Raw genomic sequence first — 19,151 nt, forward strand, 5'->3', positions numbered from 1 at the left:
TCCGGCCAGCCCGCTGAAGCACGAGACATCTTCCGTCTGTCGGGGCATACCAGCCTGACCTGGGCGGATGGCCGACAACTTCGACCCTGCCATGGGTCATCGTGTTAACTATCCACTTAATTTGATTTCCAATATGTTGCCGGCCACCCCAAAAAAGTGATGTCGATCACTATGGCCTTGCCAATCAGGCTTATAAAAGCACTCTTAGCTGGTCGGTTTGGTTGGGGCCGGAACCATTCCTATCTGCCGGGTATGGAATTTGTCTGGGTCGGGCCCCCGTCGAATGCGCGGAATGCCGACCGGAGAGGGGGGGAATCGACCGACAAAATGCCTTGTCATCGCGCGGAGCGGCCCAGGGACCGTCGTGAACCGACCATCGCTGGCCGGGCCCGGTCCGTTCCACCGAGCCGCGCCGGCCGTGCTTCGCGAGCCCTTCAAGGACATGAGCCCCACGCCATCCCTCCGTACGTCCGTTCCTCGACACCCCTCGGGGTCGATGGGCCGCAACGCCTGCGCGTGCCCAGCGGCACCGCCGGGTGCCTGTCGGCGATCACCGCACCGGCAAGACCCCGCCGACGGGCCGCCCACCCGCCTGTCCAAACCCGAGCCCTCAGCTCCCCACCCCACCTGCCCTCGACGAACTGGTGGTCCCTCATGCGCAAAATCCTCCTGCTGGCCCTGGTTGGCCTCGGCGCCCAACTGGTCGACGGCAGCCTCGGCATGGCCTACGGCGTGACCTCGACAACCCTGCTGCTCGCCGTCGGCGTTCATGCCGCCGCCGCCTCGGCCACCGTGCACCTGGCCGAGATCGGCACCACCCTCGCCTCCGGTGCCGCCCACTGGCGGTTCGGCAACGTCGACGCAAAGGTCGTCGCGCGGATCGGCATCCCTGGTGCGGTTGGCGCCTTCGCTGGCGCGACCTTCCTGTCCAACCTCTCCACCGACGCGGCGGCACCGATCATGTCGCTGATCCTGCTCACCCTCGGTAGCTACCTCCTGGTCCGCTTCACCACCTTCGGTCTGCCTCGGGGCAACGTGGGCAAGCCGCTTCGCAAGCGATTCCTCGGTCCGCTGGGCCTGCTCGCCGGCTTCGTCGATGCCACCGGTGGCGGTGGCTGGGGACCGATCGGGACCCCGGCGATCCTGGCCAGTGGCAGGCTCGAACCACGCAAGGTCATTGGATCGATCGACACCAGCGAGTTTCTGGTCGCCGTCGCGGCGAGCCTCGGCTTCCTGGTGGGGATCGGTGCGGAGAACATCAACTTCGGCTGGGTCGTCGCCCTACTCATCGGCGGGGTCGTCGCCGCGCCGGTGGCGGCCTGGCTCGTACGCAAGGTCCCGCCCCGGGTGCTCGGCTCCGCGGTCGGCGGCATGATCGTGCTGACGAACAGTCGAACCCTGCTTCGCGGTGATTGGTTCGATGCCCCGACAACCGTTCGTTACGGCTGTTACACCGTCATCTGCGCGGTATGGGCGGCCGCCGTCGCCCACTCGATCCGTCAACACCTGACGGAGCAGCAGCGGAATCCGATTGGGACCGGTAGCGACTCGATGCCTCGGCCCAGTTGACCACAATGCCGGCACCTCCCGGTCCGCGGTCCGGGAGCCACGTACCCAGGGTCTGTGTCGAAGTCCTCAGGCCGGCCAGGGGCTTTGACACAGGCCCTGAAGGGATCTGCGGCCGGCCGAAAACAGCGCGCCGCTCCTCGCGGTAGCGCGCTGGGCGTCGCGCAGGCTGACCGTGGGTTGCTCAGAAGCCGCTGACCCGGGTGCCGCAGGCCGCACGGACATGTGAATCGGCGGTGACCGCCGGGTGACGGTCACCGCCGATCGCATGGTCGAACCGGTCAGGCGGCGGAGCAGGCGGCGTCCAGCTCCTTGATGGCGGCTTCCAGGGCCTTCTTGCTGGGCTTGGCGTCGGCGGACTCGTTGTACGCGTCGCTCAGGCTCATCATCTCGTTCTGGATTTTCTCGGAGGCGGCGGTGACTGCCTGGCTGGCACCCATCGAGTGCGCCAGGATCGCGACCGAGCCGGCGGCCCACTGTGCACTGACCGCGAAGTGCCCAGCTGGTGGGCCGATCTTCTCGGCCTTGCTGATCTTGGCCGCGTTGTCCTTGATGTCCTTCTTGATGTCGGCGCAGGCCTTCACTGTGGTCGCGTCGTTGGCCGCGGTGCTGGCCGCGGTGGTGGCCGCACCAACGGTCGGGGCGGCGCTCGATGCCACCGGGGACGGCGAGGTCGCGGTGCTCTCAGATGTGGGCTGCGGATCGCAGCCGGACATCGCGATCGCCGCCGCAACGGCCACGCCAGTCAGGACGAGTCGAGTTCGGTTCATCGATGTTTCCCCCATGATCTTCATGTTCGGCGGACGCTACCAGCCCCGGTCGAACGGGTGGGACCAGTTAATGGGCCGACGAGCACCACATGAGGTGGGAAGTGTGCGCTGACCCCGCCCAGACTTTGGCCGGAGGCAGTGCACCTCGTGCGCTCGGCGTTGACGAACCGGGCGGCCCTAGGGCGTGTGTCAAGTCCTCGGTCGAGCCGAGGCGGAGTCCAGACGGCAGTCCAACGCGGCCGGTCGTCGTCTGGGCCCGCCGTAGGCCGGCCGGCGCTTTGACACACGCCCTAGCTTCGAGGAAGCACGGTGATGGCCGCGATGGCGCTGTTGACGACGGTGGCCGTCACGGTGCGGGTCACGGCTGCCGCTGCGGCATCGGCACCCCAGTCGCCCCGCTCGAGTTCCTTGGCTCGGTTGATCACCGATGACGTCCACGGGATCTCGCGGTGGAACTGCGGGAGCGTTCCGCTCGCCGAGAGCAGCGCCGTGAGCGCGGCGACACGGGCCTGCGGTTCGGCACCGTCCACGAGGACCCGCCGAACGTCGGCGAGCAGGCGGGCCCGTCGTTCGGTCCTGCCGTCGCGCAGGGCCGTCGTCCGGAACAGGCCGAGCACCCTACGGGGCTCCTGGACGATGTCGCCTCGCGCGATGAGCCGCTCCAACACCGGCTTGCGCAGGCTCGGACCGATCGCGGCGAGTGCGGTCTGCACCCCTCTCGGTTTCTCGGCGAGGTAGTCCCATGCCGGACGCAGCAGGCCATCCGACGGTGGGTGACCCGCCACGCTTCTGAGCCGCCCCCGCTCCGCCGTGCCCAGGTGCTCGCCGAGGGCGAGGTCCGCGAGGACGGCTCCACCGAGGACGTAGAAGAGGGTGCCCTCTCCCGCGATGGTCCCGGATCGGGGTTGGAACAGGAGCAGTAGGAGATCTTCTGCCAGGGTCGGGGCGTCCGACCGGGGTTCGATCGTCATCGGCGGGGCTCCCAGCGGAAGAGGCGGGTGGCGAGGGCGACGGCGATGACGACCCAACCGAGCGTGGGCGCGAGCAGGAGCAGTGAGTCGGTCACGGCGACGCCGCCGTTCCAGGCGTTCATGGTCAGTTCGGTGGCCGCGCCGCCGGGCAGCAGCCGCTTGAGCCAGGCGAGGTTCTCGGTGCCGGAGATGCCCACCCAACTGGCCATGGCGATCACCCCGAGGGTAACGGGGAGGGTGGTGACCTGGGCGTGTTCGGGGGAGTTGGTCAGCCCGGCCGTGGCCAGCGCCAGGCCGATCATCATGGCCGCGGTCGCGAGGACCGCCACCACCAGCAGGGCGACGTTCGCCGGTTCGCCGGCGACCACGGCCAGGGCGGTCAGGATCGCGGTCACCTGCACCACGGTGAGGAGGAGTACGGGCAGCAGTAGGCCGGTGAGGATGCCGGCGTCGCTTTCGGCGGTGGAGCGCAGCCGCTTGAGGAAGAGATTCTGCCGTCGGGACGCCAGGGTGGTGACGGCCGTGGCGTAGAGCCCGAACGCGGCCACGGTGAACAGCACGATCGCGGCGACGTAGCCGAGGCTCCCGATCGCGGCGTAGGTCTCGTGCTGACGGACGAAGAACACACAGACCGCCGCCGGGATGATGAGGCTGGTGATCAGGACCAGCCGGTTGCGGAAGATCTGGATCAGTTCGCTGGACGCGATGGACAACACGGTGACGCTCCTCTCGGAAGATCGAATCAACTGTTGATGGCGCGGAACACGTCGTCGAGCCGGGTCGGCCCCGCCGCCAGGTCCTGCAGCTCGACGCCGTGGTCCTGCGCCCAGCCGAGCAGGAGGTGCAGGTCCTTCTGCAGCTCGAAGGTCTCGACCGTGACCTTGCCGTCCGCGTCGACGGCGGCCCGTACCGGCAGCGTCGGTGCCGATGGTGGGAGGGCGAAGCGGATGACCGCAGGCAGGGTGTGGGTCAGCTCGGAGACGGTGCCCTCCCGGTGGAGGGTGCCCTCGTGCATCAGCCCGATCCGGTCCGCGCGCTGTTGTGCCTCCTCCAGGTAGTGCGTGGTGAGCACGATGGTCGCGCCGTTCTCCCGGAGCCGGTCGACGGTCGCCCAGACGGCGTCGCGGGACTGGATGTCGAGGCCGGTGGTCGGCTCGTCCAGGAAGATCAGCTCCGGGCTGCCGTAGACCGCGGTGGCGAAGTCCAGCCGCCGTTTCTCCCCGCCGGACAGCTGCGACACCTTGCGGCGGGCTCGGCCGGTGAGGTCGACCAGGTCGAGCACCCGGTCGACGTCGTCGACGCGTCGGGTGAGCCGGCCGACCAGACCGACGGACTCACGGACGGTGAGGTCCGGGGAGAAACCGCTCTCCTGGAGCATGACGCCCATCCGGGGACGTACCGCTCGCCGGTCGTCGGGGCTGCGCCCGAAGACGCGTACGGTGCCCGAGGTCGGCCGCCGGTGTCCCTCGACAACTTCCAGGGTCGAGGTCTTCCCGGCCCCGTTGGTGCCGAGCAGCGCGTAGAGCTCTCCGGGCCGTACCTCGAAGGAGAGGTCCTTCACGGCGTGGAAGTCGCCGTAGGTGAGGTTCAGCCGTTCGACTTCGATGACGGGTGTGGTGGACATGCACCCATGACAGCGCGGGCGCGGCCGACCCGTCAGTGGCACCACGTCACCACCGCTTGTGACGTGGTGTCACTGGTCATGGCCCCTGGCTGCCGGATACTGGCCTGGTGACCGCGAGATCGCCGCGCTTCACCGAGTCGACGCAGGGAAGACTGCGCCGGCTCCATCTCGCCACGGCACTGCCGCCTGTGGTGTTCGCCGCGGTGGTTCTGCTCTACACCGACGCGCGTACCTGGTGGCACCTCGTCGTCCTCGCGCCGGGGGCCGTGGCGGCCGTGGTGGCGTTCGAACGCTGGACGGCCAACGACCTCGCCCGGGTCGCGCTGCCCTGCCTGGTCGTAGCGGCAGTGGTCTGGCCGCTCGGGGTCCTGGTGACCGGCAGCCCCAACGCCTACTGGGGTGTCTGCGCCGTCGGCTCGCTGGCCCTGCGCGAGGTGCGACGGCGTCGGAAGCTGGTGATGGCCGGGCTGTTCACCTACGTTGCCGCCGTCGGTACGGCGCGGCTGCTGGTGCAGCGGGACGACATCGGACACGTCCTGCTGACCTACGTTCTCATCCCGACCGTCCTCACCGTCGTCGTGACGATCTTCACGGTGGTGGGTGAGCGGTTCTACGACCTCATCCGGGAGCTCGAACAGACCCGGGAACGCGAGGCGGAACTGGCCGTGGTCCGGGAACGCGTGCGGTTCGCCAGCGACCTGCACGACATCCAGGGCCACACCCTGCACGTGGTCAAGCTGAAGATCGCCCTGGCCCAGCGACTGCTGCTCGGCGACACGGCCCGGGCGGAGAAAGAGCTGCGGGAGACGTACGCGCTGGTCAGCGACACCATCGCGCAGACCAAGGAACTCGCCTACGCGCAACGGCGGCTCAACCTGACCGCGGAGATCGAGAACGCGAAGAACCTGTTCGAGGCCGCCGGCATCCAGGTCCGGGTGACGCGGGAGGCCGAGGCCGATGCCCGCGCCAGCGAACTGCTCGGGCAGGTGCTGCGGGAAACGACCACCAACATCCTGCGGCACGCACAGGCCACCCACGTGCAGATCACGCTCGGCGCGTCGGGCATCACCATCGTCAACGACGGGGTGACCGCCACCTCACCCCCGGAGTTGCGAGGGCTGGCGGCACTCCGGCAACGGGTGGCGGGCGACGGAGGTGAGCTGACCGTGGAACAGCAGCAGGGACGCTTTCGGACGGCGGCGACGTTCCCGGCCGTCCGTGCCGGCACTGAGCGGGGGGACCGCCGGTGACCACCATCGTGCTCGCCGACGACGAGGCGCTGCTGCGTACCGCCCTGGCCGCGCTGCTGCCGATGGAGGGCGACATCACCGTTCTCGCCGAGGCGCAGGACGGCCAGACGGCGATCGCCGCCACCCTGCGACACCGGCCCGACGTGCTGGTCATCGACCTGGAAATGCCGGGCGTGGACGGCCTGGGCGCGGTCGCCGAGATCCGCCGCGAACGGCCGGAGCAGGTGATCCTCATGCTGACCCGGCATGCCCGCCCCGGCGTGCTGCGCAAGGCGCTCAGGCTCGGCGTCCAGGGCTTCGTCAGCAAGGGCGCCGAGCCAGCCCACATCACCTCGGTCATCGCCACCCTGCACTCGGGAAAACGCTGGATCGACCCGGACGTGTCCGCGCTCGCCGTCACCGAGGACTGCCCCCTCACCGATCGGGAGGCCGACGTCCTGCGGGTCACCGGCGAGGGCTACTCGGTCGCCGACATCGCCGCTCGGCTCCACCTCGCGCCGGGCACCGTCCGCAACTACCTCTCCAACGCGATGCGCAAGACCCAGACCCGGACCCGCCACGAAGCGGCCCGCTACGCCCGCGAACACGACTGGCTGTAACGGCGGTCCGGCACCGCCCGGCGGACGACTCCGGACAATCTCGATCGCGGCACGCGGGTAGTTACAGGGCAGCGCTGGTCTTTCCCAGGATGGCGGCGAGTGCGCCGAAGTCGACGTCCTGCCCTTCGGTGATATCGACGGTCTTACGCTCGCCGTTGCCCATCGCCCGGAGGAATCCCTTGACCTCGGGGACGTCCGCCGCGTTGAACACCATGAACGAGACCTTGGCCTTGGCGACCGCGATGACGGCCGCGTAGTGGCCGTTCTTGAGGAAGTGCGGCTTGCCGTACTGGAGTCGTTCCTCCACGCCTGGAACGGTCTGGTCGATCATCGCGCGCAGCTTCTCGCAGACCTCGATCTGCCACGGCTGCGTCTTGTTGATGTACTGGGTGACCTCGTCGTTCACGGCGTTCTCCCTCGTTGGTGCTCACTGGCCCGCAGAACGTGCCGTAGCCGAGGGTAGGTGATCGCCTCGCTCTTACGCTGCCCTGCCGACCGCCTCGACTCGGGTTCCCCGAAGTCGGGGTGTCCCAGCGACCCGGATGCCCCGACTTCCAGGAAGCCGAGTCGATCAACCAGGACCCGGCTGGTTGGCCGAGCCGAGCATCAACGTCCGTCCCGTGCCGCTCGCGAATACACCGCCCCGATCGCCCGACGGGACCAGTTCAGCTCGTCGTTCTCGTGGTGGATTTCCGCGATCAACTGCAGGAGGCGGGTCCACACCTGGGCCTGACGCCATTCCGCGAACCGCCGGTAGACGGTCGGCCAGGACACCCCGAAGCTCTCGGGGATCTGCCGCCACGCGCGGTCGGTGCCGGCGACGTACACGATGGCCGCCAGCACCTGCCGGTCGTCCGCGCGGCGCCGGCCGCCACCCTGCGGCCGGCGCACGACCGTGACCGGCACCACCTGCCGGAACAGCTCCCACAGCGCATCCGGGACGAGATGGTGGACGAGCTCGGGCCTGGTCTGCTTGAGCGAATTCATGCCGTCCTGGCCCGTTGTGTGACGACGATGCAGCAGAGGACGACTGTCGCGGTCAGCGGCACCATGACGCTGAGGTGCTCACCCAGCAGGAGGACGGCCCACACCAGGGTCAGCAGCGGCTGGGCGAGTTGAAGCTGGCTGGCCCGGGCCACCCCGATGAGGCCCATGCCGCGATACCAGACCACGAACCCGCCGAACTGCGAGATGGCCGCGAGGTACGCCATACCCCCGATTGCCTCGGCCGTCAGGCGCACCGGCTCCTGCGGAAGCGCGACCGCGCACACGGCGAGGCTGACCGGTGCCGCGAGAACGACCCCCCAGGCGATGACCTGCCAGCCGGGCATGTGCGCGGCGAGCCGCCCGCCTTCCGCGTAGCCGGCGGCGCAGACCAGCAGCGCGCCGAACAGGTAGAGGTCGGCGATCGTTGGCCGGCCGTGGTTCTGCGAGAGGGTGAACGCGATGACCGTGGCCGCGCCTGTCGAAGCGGCCGCCCAGAACAGTTTCGACGGGCGACGCCCGGTGCGTAGCGCGGAGATCGTCGCGGTGGCCATGGGCAGCGCACCGATGACGACGGCCGAGTGGGCCGTGGTCGAGGTCTGCAGAGCGAAGGTGGTGAGCAGCGGGAAGCCGATCACGCAGCCGGCTGCCACCACGGCGAGGGCTGGCCAGTCGCCGGCGGCCGGCAACGGCGTGCGGGTGGCGAGGAGAGCGGTGAGCGCGATGACCGCGGCGAGGACTCCGCGAACCCCGGTGGCACTCCACGGCCCGAACCCGTCGAGCGCCCAGTGGGTCGCCGGGAAACTGAACGAGAAGCTCAGCACACCGAGCGCGGCGAACATCGTCCCGCTCGCGAGTGGTGATATCCGCACCAGGACGATAGCGCTATTCTCCGTACTCATGTCAAACAGTAGCAGTTCCCGTCTTCTGGCTGAGTCCATCGCTGAGGAAATAGCGCTACTGCCGGAGGGCACCCGCGTCGCGACCCATCGCGAGCTGGTGCGGCGCTTCGCCGCGAGCGGCACCACCGTCTCCGCGGCGCTGGCGTTGCTCGCCCAGCGCGGACTCATCGCACCTCGCCCCGGCGCCGGGACGTACCGCACGGCGGCCCGGCCGGCAGCCCGCACCGGGGACACGTCCTGGCAGGAGGCGGCCCTCGACCCGGTGGGGGCCGAAGGAGCCTCGATCGGTGCCCTGCGTGACTTCCAGGCGCCCGCGCTGCTGCAGACACTGTCGACGGCCGGGCCGGACATCGTCGACCTCAATGGTGGCTACCTTCATCCCGGGCTACAGCCACTGGGCACCCTGGCCACGGCGATGTCGCGTGCGGCCAGACGCACGGAGGCGTGGGACCGCCCGCCCGCCGGCGGGCTGCCCGAGCTGCGCGACTGGTTCGCTGCCGACATCGGCGGCGGCCTCGGTCGTCACGACATCCTGGTCTGCGCGGCGGGGCAGAGTGCGCTGGCCATCGCGCTGCGCGCACTTGCCCAGCCGGGAGATCCGGTCCTCCTGGAATCGCCGACCTACCCGGGCGCCATCGCGGCCGCCCATGCCGCCGGCCTGCGGCCGTTTCCGGTCCCCATGGACGTCCACGGTCTGCACGCGGATCATCTCGACCGGGCCCTCACCCGCACCCGCGCGCGCGTCATCATCGTCCAGCCGCTGTTCCAGAATCCCACCGGGGCAAGCGTCTCGACGGCCCGGCAGGAGGAGATCCGGGCCATCGCCCGCCGGCACGCCGCCTTCGTCATCGAGGATGACTTCGCCCGGCACATGGCGCACGCCGACGCCCCCACCGCGCCGCCGCCGATGGTCGCCGACGACCCGGACGGCACCGTCGTCCACATCAGGTCGCTGACCAAGGTCAGCTCGCCGAACCTGCGCGTCGCGGCGATCGCGGCCCGAGGCCCCGTCCTGGCCCGACTGCGTTCCGCCCACGTCATCGACATGCTGTTCGTGCCCGCTCCGCTGCAACTGACCGCGCTGGAGATGGTGACCGCCCCCGGCTGGAGGCGGGCCCTCAAAGCGCTCAGTGTCGCCCTGGCGCACCGTCGCGAGGTGGCCACCGAGGCCGTTCTGGCGGCCTTCGGCGACCACGCTCTCGCCCGTCGCCCCCGCGGCGGTTACCACCTGTGGGTGTCGCTTCCCGCGCACCTCGACGAGCACCAACTGGTCCCCGCGGCTCTCGCCAAGGGCGTCGCCATCACACCCGGCACGAACTTCTCGGCCACCGGCAACAGCCTCCGGCATGTCCGGCTCAGCTATGTCGCGGCACCGTCGGCCTCCGACGTCGACGACGCCATCCGCCGGCTCGCGCCGCTGCTCATCGAGCACTGATCCCCAGCCGCCCGGCGATGGCCTCCGCGAAACGCGTCGGCCCGTGGTCGGTGAACGGCAGGTTCAGCGACGGCTCGCACAACTCCAGTTCCAACACGACAGGCGCGCCGTCGAATCCGCGGATCACATCGACCCGGGCGTAGACCAGCGGACGGTCCAGCCCGAGCCGCGCGCCGGCCGCCGCCAGCGCCGCCGAGGCCACGGCGCGTTCATCGTCCGCTGCCCTCCGGGGCGTGCGGCTCTCGAAGGTGGGCACGTTGACCGTGCCGTCCGGCAGGAGCATCGGGCTCTTGCGGATGGCATGGCTGTAGACGCCGCCGAAATAGATCAGGTCCGTCTCACCGTCGCGGTCGACCGATTCGAGGTACGGCTGGAGCAGCGCGACCAGGCCCGCGGAGTGCAGCCGTGCGACGTGGGCGGTCGCGGCGGGCGCGTGGGAGCGGGAGAAACGCTGGACGTCCTTCGAATAGGCGCCCACCGTGGGCTTGACGACGAATTCCGCGGCCTCGGGATGACCGTCGAGGAACTGCCGTACCGCCGTGGACGGGTCGCTACCCGGCCGGACGAACGTGCTGGGCACCACCGGCACGCCGCGGGCGGCGAGATCGGCCATGTACAACTTGTCGAGGCTCCAGCGCACCACCGGCAGCGGGTTGTGGAGATCCGTCACCGCCGCGACACGCTCACACCAGGCGAGGAAGGCCGGTAGGCGATCCACGTACGACCAGGGCGAACGCAGCAGCACCGCGTCGAACCCAGACCAGTCGACGGTCGGATCCTCCCAGTCACACACCTCGGCGACGAGCTCGGCGGTACGGCAGGCGTCACGCAGCAGGGTCATGTCGTAGTCGATCGGAAGGCTGACCTGATCGGTGACCAGAGCGAGTCTGCTCATTGTCGGAACCCCTTCACCATGGGAGTGATTCGCCGAGGTGGAGATAGCTGCCGGTCGGCCCGTCCGAGCCGAGCAGGGCCATGTCGACGCTCGTCTTCGCGCCGACGGCGACCTCGAGGTCGCCCGCGCCGTCGTTCAGGTCCGTCCTGGTGTAGCCCGGGTGCACCGAGTTGACCTTGATCGGTGTGTCGCGCAGCTCGTACGCCAGGTGCACCGTCCAGGAGTTCACCGCGCTCTTGGAGGCGCTGTAGGCGGGCAGCGACTTGAAGGCATCGCTGTACACGTATGAGGTCGGGTCGCTCTGTCTGGTCAGCGAGCCCAACAGGCTGGAAACGTTGACGATGCGGCCCGCCGTGGATCGGCGCAGGAGCGGCAGGAAGGCCGCCGTCACCTCGACGACGCCGAACAGGTTGGTGTCGAAGGTCTGGCGCCACTGATCCATGGGTTGCTCGGAGGGCCGCTTGCCGTACTTCTCGACGCGGATGCCCGCGTTGTTGACCAGGATGTCCAGCCGGCCGTACTTCGCACCGACGTTGTCGGCGGCCTCGGCGATCGTGTCCGGCGCGGTGACGTCCAGGACGAGCGGTGCGACGTCGAGGCCCATGCTTCGCAGGCTCGCCGTGGCTTCCGTCACCGCCTCCGGGCGGCGACCGGCGACCAGGGTGTGTACGCCGTTCTCCGCGAGCTGCCGAGCGATCTCACGGCCGATGCCGCGGTTGGCGCCGGTGACGAGCGCCACCTTCGAGGGGATCAGGGACAAGGCTTACTCCTCACTACCAGATCAGTGACAGGAACTTGGCGATCGGTGGACCGAAGCGGGCGACGTCCACCAGGAAAGCGTCGTGCCCCTCGTCCGACTCCAGCGCCTTGAACTGCACCTCCGTTCCGCCCTCACGGAGACCGTCCGCGATCTGGCGTTGCTGGTGCAGCGGGAACAGCGTGTCGGTCTCCACCCCGATCACCAGTGCGGCGTCCAGGCTCAGCCCGGCCAGCGCCGTTTCCGGTGTGCCACCGCATGATTCGCCGAGATCGAACAGGTCGATGCACCTGCTCAGGTAGAGGTAGCTGTTGGGATCGAAGTGGTGGGCGAAGCGGTCCGCGTGTGCCTGGAGGTAGCCCTCGACTCGGAACTCAGGGTCGAAGGGGCAGTTGTCCGTCCCGCGTTTGCCGGTGAGCCGGGCACGGCCGAAGCGCTGGTCCCACTCCCGCGCCGAGCGGTAGGTCATCATGCCGAGCTTGCGCGCGAGGCGCATCCCGGACCGCGGGTAGTGCAGGATGTCATCGCGATAGCGCCCCTGCGACCACCGGGGGTCGGACCGAATCGCCTCGCGCTGCAGTGAGCGGACGGCGATGGCGTAGGGCAGCGAGTGCACCGCCCCGGAGATGTTGATGAGGTTGCGCGCCAGACCGGGATGGCGAACCAGGAGGGAGAGCGCGCTCATCCCGCCCATGGACGCCCCAACGACGCAGCTGAGCGTGTCGAACCCCAGGGCGCGGACCAGCACCGCGGCGGCGTCGGCGATGTCCTCGATGGACAGTGATGGGAACGTCATCCCGTAGGGCTCGCCGGTGGCGGGGTCGACCGAGGCCGGCCCGGTGGAACCCTTGCAGCTGCCCAGGGCGTTCACGCAGATCACGTACCACCTGTCCGTGTCGATCGGCCGGCCCGGCCCCACCATGTGCTCCCACCAGCCGGGAGTGGGGTCCTCGTCGTGCGCGGCGACGTGCGCGTCAGGGGACATGCCGGTGAGGACCAGGACGACGTTGTCGCGTGCCTCGTTCAAGCGCCCCACCGCCTCGTACGCGACCCGCGCTCCGTCGAGCACCCCGCCGCTCTTCATGGCGAAGCCGTCGGGCAGTGTGACGAAACGGGTGGCCGCCGGAATGAACTCCCTCATGCGCGGTCCCGATCAGGCGCTGTCGCGGCCGACGTCCTGGGCGGCGAGCCAATCGTCATCCGACTCCTCGTTCATGCCGTCGAACAGGAAGGTGGACAGGTAGCGCTCGCCGGTGTCGGGAAGCATCGCGAGCAGCACCGAACCATCCGGTGCCGTCTCGGCGGTCCGCAGCGCCGTGGCCAGGGTCGCGCCAGCCGATATGCCGACGAAGATGCCCTCCTCGGCGGCGAGGCGGCGTGCGGTGTCGCGCGCCACGACCTCGTCCATCGTCACGAGCTCGTCGATGACGGTCTGGTCCAGGACACTGGGCACGAAGTTGGGGGCCAGACCCTGGATCTGGTGCACGTTCCATTCCTTGCCGGCCAGGACTGCGGCATTCTCCGGCTCCAGAACGACGATGCGTACGTCGGGGCGCGCCACCTTGAGCATCTGGCCGACGCCGGTCAGCGTCCCGGTGGTGCCGAAGCCCGTGACGAAGTAGTCCAGGCGCTTGCCCGCGAAGTCGCCGAGGATCTCGGCAGCGGTGGTCTCCCGGTGGTACGCCGGATTGGCCGGGTTGTCGAACTGCCGGGCCCGGAACCAGCCATGTTTCTCGGCCAGCTCGTCGGCGATCTGGTTACCGCCGCTGCTGCCGAGGGCTCCGGGGAAGAGGATCACCTTTCCGCCGTACGCGCGGATGAGCTTGCGCCGCTCTCTGGAGTAGGTGTCGCCCATTACCGCCACGAACCGGTAGCCGCGGGCGGCGGCCACCATCGCGAAGGCGATGCCGACGTTGCCCGAGGTGCACTCCACGATCGTGTCGCCGGGTTTGAGCATCCCGGTGGCCTCGGCGTGCAGGATCACGCCCAGGGCGAGGCGGTCTTTGACCGAACCACCGGGGTTGAACGACTCGACCTTCACATAGACCGAGGTGTGCGCCGGGGCCATCCGGTGGAGCCGGACGATCGGGGTACGGCCGATCGTGTCGAGGATGCTGTCGTAGAGGGGCATTGCGCGAACCGTCCTTCGTCGTCAGGCCGCGACGAACGCGGGGGAGACCATGTCAAGGATCACGGCGAGAGCTTGCTCGATCTGCTCCTCGTCCGCCGGGGCGTTGAACTCGGCCAGCTCGACGCCGATCAGACGTTCCCTCGGAACAGCGTCGAAGATCGCCCGGATCTGCGCGGGCAGCAGGCCGTCGGCCACCGTGTAGTCCGCGGGGACAGCGCCCGGGTCCATGACGTCCCAGTCGATGTGCACCCATACCCGTGCGTCACCGATGGCGGCCAGGACGTTCTCCGCAGTCGTCTGGCTCGGGGGGATGACGCGTACTCCAGCGGCTTCGATGAGCTTCCGCTCGCCCGGGTCGACGTCGCGGGTACCGACCAGGATCGCCTGCTCGGGCTTCAGTCCGGCGCCGTGGCCGCTGTCCCACAGGCCACATGCGCCGGACAACACCATGCCGCCGAGGTAGCCGCTGTCCGTCGTGTCCGGGGTGTTGAAGTCGCCGTGCGCGTCGATGTAGAGCACGACCGCGTCCGGAAACCGCCGGGCGACAACCGGCAGCGTGGCGAGACTGACGGAGCACGTGTTGTTCAGCAGAACCGGAAGGTTCCCGCCGTCAAGGCTCGTGGTGACCGCTCTCGCCATCGAGTCCAGCGTCTGGCGGGCCTGGGGCAGGCTCTGGGTCCAGTCGTCGTCCACCGCCGGGGCGGGTTTCCCGATGTACTGCGCGGAGAGCCCGTAGCGCTCCGCCAGGGCCTGCGCGGTACGAGCAGCGCCCTCGATCATCCGCGCCGCTCGGTCCGCCACCCGTCCCTGGGAGACGATGAGGTCGATCATCAAGAAGCATCCTTCCTGGCCGGAGCATGGTCGTGACCGCCGGAGAACGAGGCGGTGTCGTGCTGGCCCGACGCGAACGGGCACCGATCTGCCCGCTCGTCGGCAGCCTCGGCGAGGCTGTACTGAAGCCACTCGAGCGCACCGCTGCCGTACGAACTCAGGTGCGGCGAGTGGGGAGTGCCGTCGTAGCGGCCGATGCGGTCGCGGATGTTGGCGCGTACCTTGCGGCCGCTGGGCGTGTCACCGGCAAAGACGTCGAACCGCGCACGCGGGTTGATGACGATGACGAAGTGGGCGCCGAGATTGCGGCTGCGCCGTTTCCGGTGTGCCGGGCTGCTCATGTTGCAGAAGAGGGGCATGCCGTTGAAGCACATCGACCACCCGGGGGAGTCGGGTTCCCTCGCCACCTCGTCCGGCCAGGGGGCGGGGTCGAGGTCGTGGAGGTCGTGGAGGATCCGCCAGCCGAAGGCGTGGTACTCCTCGACGGTCCGCGCCCGCACCGCATCCGTCGCGAACGCCACCACCAGGGGACTCGCGGTGTCGAGGCGGCCGTCCCAGCGGTTGGCGAGCTCGACATAGCGCCGGAGTCCTTCGGCAAGGCGTCTGGTGCCCACCCCGTCCGCGCTGTCGACGAAGATGAAATTGACGATCTTCTTCCTGAATGCGTTCCGCGAGAAGATGCACGGAAAGTCGGGATCGTTGAGCCGAAGACTGAGATCTTCGAATGCGGAGCGACGCCAGCCTCGGGCCCGCTCGGCCACATGCTCCTGTGTCAGCAGGATTTCTTCGTCGTTGGAGATGTGCAATATGGATAGTCCTTCCCCGTAAATGGTCCTGGCGCACGCCGTTGCGGCGGACTCGATTTTGCGCATGCGGAATCGAGGCCCGCGGCGAGTGGGCCTACGGCCGTCGCAACGGCGGTGAGGATCAACAGGATCGAGTGGGAGCGACTGGTGGAGGTCTTCAGACCGACGCCGTCGTCGGTCCGGTGCCAGGTCAGCTCAGGTTTTCGACCGAGTCTGCGGCACCGCGTGCGACGCAACCTTTGGGTCGCATCCACCAGGGCGATTAACCGACTCCCGGCTGGCGAGCGATTACAGGACAGTTTCGTCGTTGCCTTCGACAGGAGAAATCCTGGCCCATCTCACCCGGGTCGTCAACCCGTCCGAGTGCTGTCTCTCGTGTTTATTTTGGTGACCAGGACGCGATGTCCGTTTCCTTCAGACATCGGTACCAATCAGCGTGGTGGAAATTCGAGGTGGGCGTTCATCGCGACCAAAAGGGTTATCTCGCGCGGGGCGGCAACCGGTGTGCCAACGATGAAATCCAGGTGAATCGGATATGGCGTTTTGTGCGATCGGGGAAACCGCTCGGGCAGGTGGGATGCAGGCCCGCCGAGGGCACCGTCGCAACCGGACTCGGTCAGGGCCTCATCCTGCTGCCGCGCCCTGGTGGACGTGGACGGTCAGCGCGATCGGCACCGAGTTCTCCGATTCCCGGCTACGGGTGATCCAGGACGTGGTCGCCAGTGCGATCTTCGGTGTGATCCTGCGGGAACGCGAGGGCTCCACCCACCACGACCGCCGACGCGGCGTCAGGCCGAGTCGTCGATGACGGCGCGGAAGCGACTCGCCAGGCGGATGGCCCGACCATTTGCCGACATGATCCGGGCTTGCTGGACGGGGTGACCGTGCGCGGCGGCGAGGCCGGCCAGGTGCCCGGCCACCGCGGTGCCGACTCCGCGACCCTGCCACGCGTCGGCGATCAACAGGGCGATCTCTGGCGGTCCGCAGTCCTGCCACAACAGGTGGGCGAGACCGATCAGCCCTGGCCGCTGTGGACCGGCGATGAGAAACGTGTAGCCGCGATCGGGGTCGATCAGGTGCCGCCACTCGGCGTGGCGGATCCGGTCTCGCGACGCGTGGTAGCGGGCCCTGCGGCTCTCGGCGGAGCATTCCCAGCGGTGCAGGTGGTTGACCGCGTCGAGGTCGGTGAGAGTGGCCCGGCGCAGGTGCAGTCGAAGCCCGCCAGCTGTCATCAGGTCCACGTCGTCGTGCTGACTGTCGATGAGGAGCCCCTGCTGCACGGATCTCCTTGAGGGCTGGTAGCGAAGGACGGCAGCGCCAACGTCAGGCGCACCACGTACCGAGTGACCGAGACTGGTCTCCGGACGAGCTGGAGAACGTTTTCCCGCTGAACCGCCGCGGGCCCAGGTTCGTGAACTCAGCGGAAGACTTCGGTGCCGGAGAATGTGAGGAAGACGTGAGAGTTCTTGTCGTGGGTGCCACCCAGGGCATTGGTCGCGAGCTGGCCGCCGAGTACGCCCGGCGGGGCAACGAGGTGGTCATTACCGGACGGGCGGTCCAGCGGGCCGAGGCCGAGGCGGCACGGCTCGAAGCCGAGACCGGAAGCCCGGTGTCCGGGTCGGGGCTCGACCTGTCCCGGCCGGACTCGGTGGCGGACGCGCTCCGGAATGTGGGGCCGGTCGATCGTCTCGCCGTCGCGGGAATGATTCGGGACAGCAACACCGTGGCGTCCTTCGCGATCCCGGCGGCGGTGGAGCTGGCGACCACCAAAATCGTCGGCTACGCGGCGGTGGTGGCGGCCCTGCACGGGCGACTCGCACCCGATGCCGCCGTACTGCTGTTCGGCGGAATGGCGAAGGACCGGCCCTATCCGGGTTCCACCGTGCTGTCCACCGTCAACGCCGGCATTGTCGGCCTGGTGCGCACCCTGAGCGTGGAACTCGCGCCGGTGCGGGTCAACTCGATCCACCCCGGTGCTGTCGCCGACAGCCCCGCCTGGGTGGACAACCAGGCCGTCCTCGAGCCCCTGCGCAGGGTCTCCCTGACCGGGGAACTGCCCACCATGCGGCACATCGTCGACGGGTGCGTGTTCCTGCTGGAGAACCCGGCGGCCAACGGCGTCAATCTCACCCTCGATGCCGGACGGGCATAGCGCGACCGCGAGCGTGCGCGCCGCTGGACCGGGAGGGTTGGTACGCCCTCCCGGTCCAGCGGCCCCGGCGATCCGTGGTCAGCGATCGTCGACGCGGCCGGTCAGCGGGCCGACGGCCCGCTGGAGCCACCGACGGTCTGGTGCCGGGCGGTTGGGGAGTGCGACCAGGTGCCGATGGCGCCAGCAGGAACGTCGGCCGCCTCCCTCGTGCCGAGGTCGTAGGCGTCCTCGGCGTGCAGGATCTGGTCGACCCCGGTGACCTCGTCCGAACGCGTCACCCGGAAACCGATGGTCACATCAATGATCTTGACCAGCAGCCAGGTCAGCACCAGGGAGTACGCCGCGACGGCGAAGGCGCCGATGGCCTGCTTCAGCAACTGGCCCGCGCCAGCACCGGCCACGAGGCCGTCTGTCACGTCGAAGACCCCGATGAGAAGGGTGCCGAGAACACCGCCGACCGCATGCACAGCCACGACGTCCAGCGAGTCGTCGTAGCCGAACCGGTCCTTCAGACCGACGGCCCAGGCGCAGCCGACGCCGGCGATGACGCCGATGGCGATCGCGCCCCAGATGTTCACGACCGCGCAGGCCGGGGTGATGGCCACCAGGCCGGCGACCGCTCCCGAGGCAGCGCCCAGCGAGGTGAAACCGCCCTTGCGGACCCGCTCCCACACGAGCCAGCCGAGCAGACCGGCACCGGCCGCCACCTGCGTGTTCATGAAGGCGACGCTGGCGGTGCCGTTCGCGGCGAGGGCCGATCCGGCGTTGAACCCGAACCAACCGAACCACAGCAGGCCCGAGCCGAGCATCACGAGGGGCAGACTGTGCGCCCGCATCGACTCGCGCCGGAAACCGACCCGGTTGCCGAGCACCAGTAGCGCACCGAGGGCGGCCATGCCCGCGTTGATGTGCACCGCCGTGCCTCCGGCGAAGTCCTTCACGCCGAGTTTGAAGATCCAACCGCCGGACTGCCACACCCAGTGGGCAACCGGGAAATAGACCACTGTCACCCACAGGGCGACGAACAGCATCCACGCGCCGAACCTGGCGCGGTCGGCGATCGCTCCGCTGATCAGCGCCGGCGTGATGACGGCGAACATCATCTGGAAGACGGCGAAGGCGAGCACCGGAACGCTGCCGGTCAACGTGGTGTCCGAGATTCCGCTCATGCCCACGTTGGACAGGTCACCGAGAAGCCCGCGCCCGCCCACGTCCTCGCCGAAGGCGATCGAGTATCCGTAGGCCACCCAGAGAACGCTGACGATGCCCAGGCTGACGAAGCTCATCAGCAGCATGTTGACCACGCTCTTCGCGCGAACCATGCCGCCGTAGAAGAACGCCAGTCCCGGGGTCATCAGCATGACCAGCGCGGCGCTGGTCAGGACGAATGCGGTGTCACCCGCGTCGAAGCCTTCTGGCATCGAGGTGCACTCCACGTCTTGAGCGCCGCCGCGTCGAAAGCGGCGGCGGTTGGATTT

20 protein-coding genes are annotated in these 19,151 nt (G+C 68.9%); 5 read left to right on the forward strand and 15 right to left on the reverse strand.

All coding sequences use genetic code 11. The features are described from left to right. Positions 1 to 654 precede the first annotated feature (654 nt). Positions 655 to 1,569 (forward strand): sulfite exporter TauE/SafE family protein, encoded by a 915-nt coding sequence (locus AB0B57_RS23950; RefSeq protein ID WP_357073808.1) that lies wholly within the window; start codon positions 655 to 657, stop codon positions 1,567 to 1,569. Between the two features lie 278 nt (positions 1,570 to 1,847). Here AB0B57_RS23950 and AB0B57_RS23955 read toward each other — a convergent pair whose 3' ends face one another. The 4 genes from AB0B57_RS23955 to AB0B57_RS23970 all read right to left on the reverse strand — a co-directional run bounded on the left by AB0B57_RS23955 (position 1,848) and on the right by AB0B57_RS23970 (position 4,931). Continuing rightward, positions 1,848 to 2,336, reverse strand: a complete 489-nt coding sequence (locus tag AB0B57_RS23955; RefSeq protein ID WP_357073811.1) for a hypothetical protein — start codon at positions 2,334 to 2,336, stop codon at positions 1,848 to 1,850. A gap of 290 nt (positions 2,337 to 2,626) precedes the next feature. Then, positions 2,627 to 3,307 (reverse strand): GPP34 family phosphoprotein, encoded by a 681-nt coding sequence (locus AB0B57_RS23960; RefSeq protein WP_357073813.1) that lies wholly within the window; start codon positions 3,305 to 3,307, stop codon positions 2,627 to 2,629. Continuing rightward, positions 3,304 to 4,023, reverse strand: a complete 720-nt coding sequence (locus tag AB0B57_RS23965; protein WP_357073816.1) for an ABC transporter permease — start codon at positions 4,021 to 4,023, stop codon at positions 3,304 to 3,306. Before AB0B57_RS23965 ends, AB0B57_RS23960 begins: the two co-directional genes overlap by 4 nt. A gap of 26 nt (positions 4,024 to 4,049) precedes the next feature. Beyond that, the gene (locus tag AB0B57_RS23970; RefSeq protein WP_357073819.1) at positions 4,050 to 4,931 is read right to left on the reverse strand and encodes an ABC transporter ATP-binding protein; all 882 of its coding nucleotides are present in this window, start codon (positions 4,929 to 4,931) and stop codon (positions 4,050 to 4,052) included. A 107-nt stretch (positions 4,932 to 5,038) separates the two neighbouring features. Here AB0B57_RS23970 and AB0B57_RS23975 point away from each other — a divergent pair, with 107 nt between their 5' ends. After that, complete coding sequence (locus tag AB0B57_RS23975; RefSeq protein ID WP_357073821.1) at positions 5,039 to 6,181, forward strand: histidine kinase; 1,143 nt, start codon at positions 5,039 to 5,041, stop codon at positions 6,179 to 6,181. After that, positions 6,178 to 6,780, forward strand: coding sequence for a response regulator transcription factor (locus tag AB0B57_RS23980; RefSeq protein ID WP_357073824.1), 603 nt, complete (start codon positions 6,178 to 6,180; stop codon positions 6,778 to 6,780). Before AB0B57_RS23975 ends, AB0B57_RS23980 begins: the two co-directional genes overlap by 4 nt. 61 nt (positions 6,781 to 6,841) lie before the next feature. On the opposite strand, the gene AB0B57_RS23985 is transcribed toward AB0B57_RS23980, so the two are convergent. From AB0B57_RS23985 to AB0B57_RS23995, 3 genes are all read right to left on the reverse strand, one after another. Further along, positions 6,842 to 7,186: a DUF1801 domain-containing protein gene (locus tag AB0B57_RS23985; RefSeq protein WP_357073827.1), complete on the reverse strand. Its 345-nt coding sequence runs from the start codon at positions 7,184 to 7,186 to the stop codon at positions 6,842 to 6,844. A gap of 200 nt (positions 7,187 to 7,386) precedes the next feature. Beyond that, positions 7,387 to 7,767: a transposase gene (locus tag AB0B57_RS23990; protein WP_357073830.1), complete on the reverse strand. Its 381-nt coding sequence runs from the start codon at positions 7,765 to 7,767 to the stop codon at positions 7,387 to 7,389. After that, the gene (locus AB0B57_RS23995) at positions 7,764 to 8,666 is read right to left on the reverse strand and encodes a DMT family transporter (RefSeq protein WP_357073833.1); all 903 of its coding nucleotides are present in this window, start codon (positions 8,664 to 8,666) and stop codon (positions 7,764 to 7,766) included. Before AB0B57_RS23995 ends, AB0B57_RS23990 begins: the two co-directional genes overlap by 4 nt. Between AB0B57_RS23995 and AB0B57_RS24000 the strand changes: the two genes are divergently transcribed. Continuing rightward, positions 8,665 to 10,101, forward strand: a complete 1,437-nt coding sequence (locus tag AB0B57_RS24000) for a PLP-dependent aminotransferase family protein (protein ID WP_357073836.1) — start codon at positions 8,665 to 8,667, stop codon at positions 10,099 to 10,101. The two genes, AB0B57_RS23995 and AB0B57_RS24000, sit on opposite strands and share 2 nt — an antisense overlap. Here AB0B57_RS24000 and AB0B57_RS24005 read toward each other — a convergent pair. The 7 genes from AB0B57_RS24005 to AB0B57_RS24035 form a co-directional block, all read right to left on the reverse strand. Then, positions 10,088 to 10,996: a hypothetical protein gene (locus tag AB0B57_RS24005; protein WP_357073838.1), complete on the reverse strand. Its 909-nt coding sequence runs from the start codon at positions 10,994 to 10,996 to the stop codon at positions 10,088 to 10,090. The genes AB0B57_RS24000 and AB0B57_RS24005 overlap by 14 nt on opposite strands. A 13-nt stretch (positions 10,997 to 11,009) precedes the next feature. Continuing rightward, positions 11,010 to 11,756, reverse strand: coding sequence for an SDR family oxidoreductase (locus AB0B57_RS24010; RefSeq protein ID WP_357073841.1), 747 nt, complete (start codon positions 11,754 to 11,756; stop codon positions 11,010 to 11,012). 13 nt (positions 11,757 to 11,769) lie between these two features. Further along, a complete protein-coding gene (locus AB0B57_RS24015) occupies positions 11,770 to 12,894 on the reverse strand; it encodes a homoserine O-acetyltransferase (RefSeq protein ID WP_357073844.1) in 1,125 nt (374 codons plus the stop codon). A 12-nt stretch (positions 12,895 to 12,906) separates the two neighbouring features. After that, on the reverse strand, positions 12,907 to 13,884 hold the full coding sequence (cysK, locus tag AB0B57_RS24020; RefSeq protein ID WP_357073847.1) for a cysteine synthase A: 978 nt from the start codon (positions 13,882 to 13,884) through the stop codon (positions 12,907 to 12,909). Between the two features lie 21 nt (positions 13,885 to 13,905). Then, the gene (locus AB0B57_RS24025; RefSeq protein WP_357073850.1) at positions 13,906 to 14,715 is read right to left on the reverse strand and encodes an arginase family protein; all 810 of its coding nucleotides are present in this window, start codon (positions 14,713 to 14,715) and stop codon (positions 13,906 to 13,908) included. Then, positions 14,715 to 15,521: a YqcI/YcgG family protein gene (locus AB0B57_RS24030; RefSeq protein ID WP_357073853.1), complete on the reverse strand. Its 807-nt coding sequence runs from the start codon at positions 15,519 to 15,521 to the stop codon at positions 14,715 to 14,717. The genes AB0B57_RS24025 and AB0B57_RS24030 overlap by 1 nt, the downstream gene beginning before the upstream one ends. A 788-nt stretch (positions 15,522 to 16,309) precedes the next feature. Further along, a complete protein-coding gene (locus AB0B57_RS24035; RefSeq protein WP_357073856.1) occupies positions 16,310 to 16,801 on the reverse strand; it encodes a GNAT family N-acetyltransferase in 492 nt (163 codons plus the stop codon). 176 nt (positions 16,802 to 16,977) lie between these two features. On the opposite strand from AB0B57_RS24035, the gene AB0B57_RS24040 reads away from it, so the two are divergent. After that, positions 16,978 to 17,673 carry an SDR family oxidoreductase gene (locus AB0B57_RS24040; protein WP_357073858.1) on the forward strand — a complete coding sequence of 232 codons (696 nt, stop codon included), beginning with the start codon at positions 16,978 to 16,980 and terminating at the stop codon, positions 17,671 to 17,673. Positions 17,674 to 17,774: 101 nt separating this feature from the next. On the opposite strand, the gene AB0B57_RS24045 is transcribed toward AB0B57_RS24040, so the two are convergent. Continuing rightward, complete coding sequence (locus tag AB0B57_RS24045) at positions 17,775 to 19,094, reverse strand: ammonium transporter (RefSeq protein ID WP_357073861.1); 1,320 nt, start codon at positions 19,092 to 19,094, stop codon at positions 17,775 to 17,777. Between the last annotated feature and the right edge of the window lie 57 nt (positions 19,095 to 19,151).

Source organism: Micromonospora sp. NPDC049101 (assembly GCF_040648675.1).
GTDB lineage: Bacteria > Actinomycetota > Actinomycetes > Mycobacteriales > Micromonosporaceae > Micromonospora.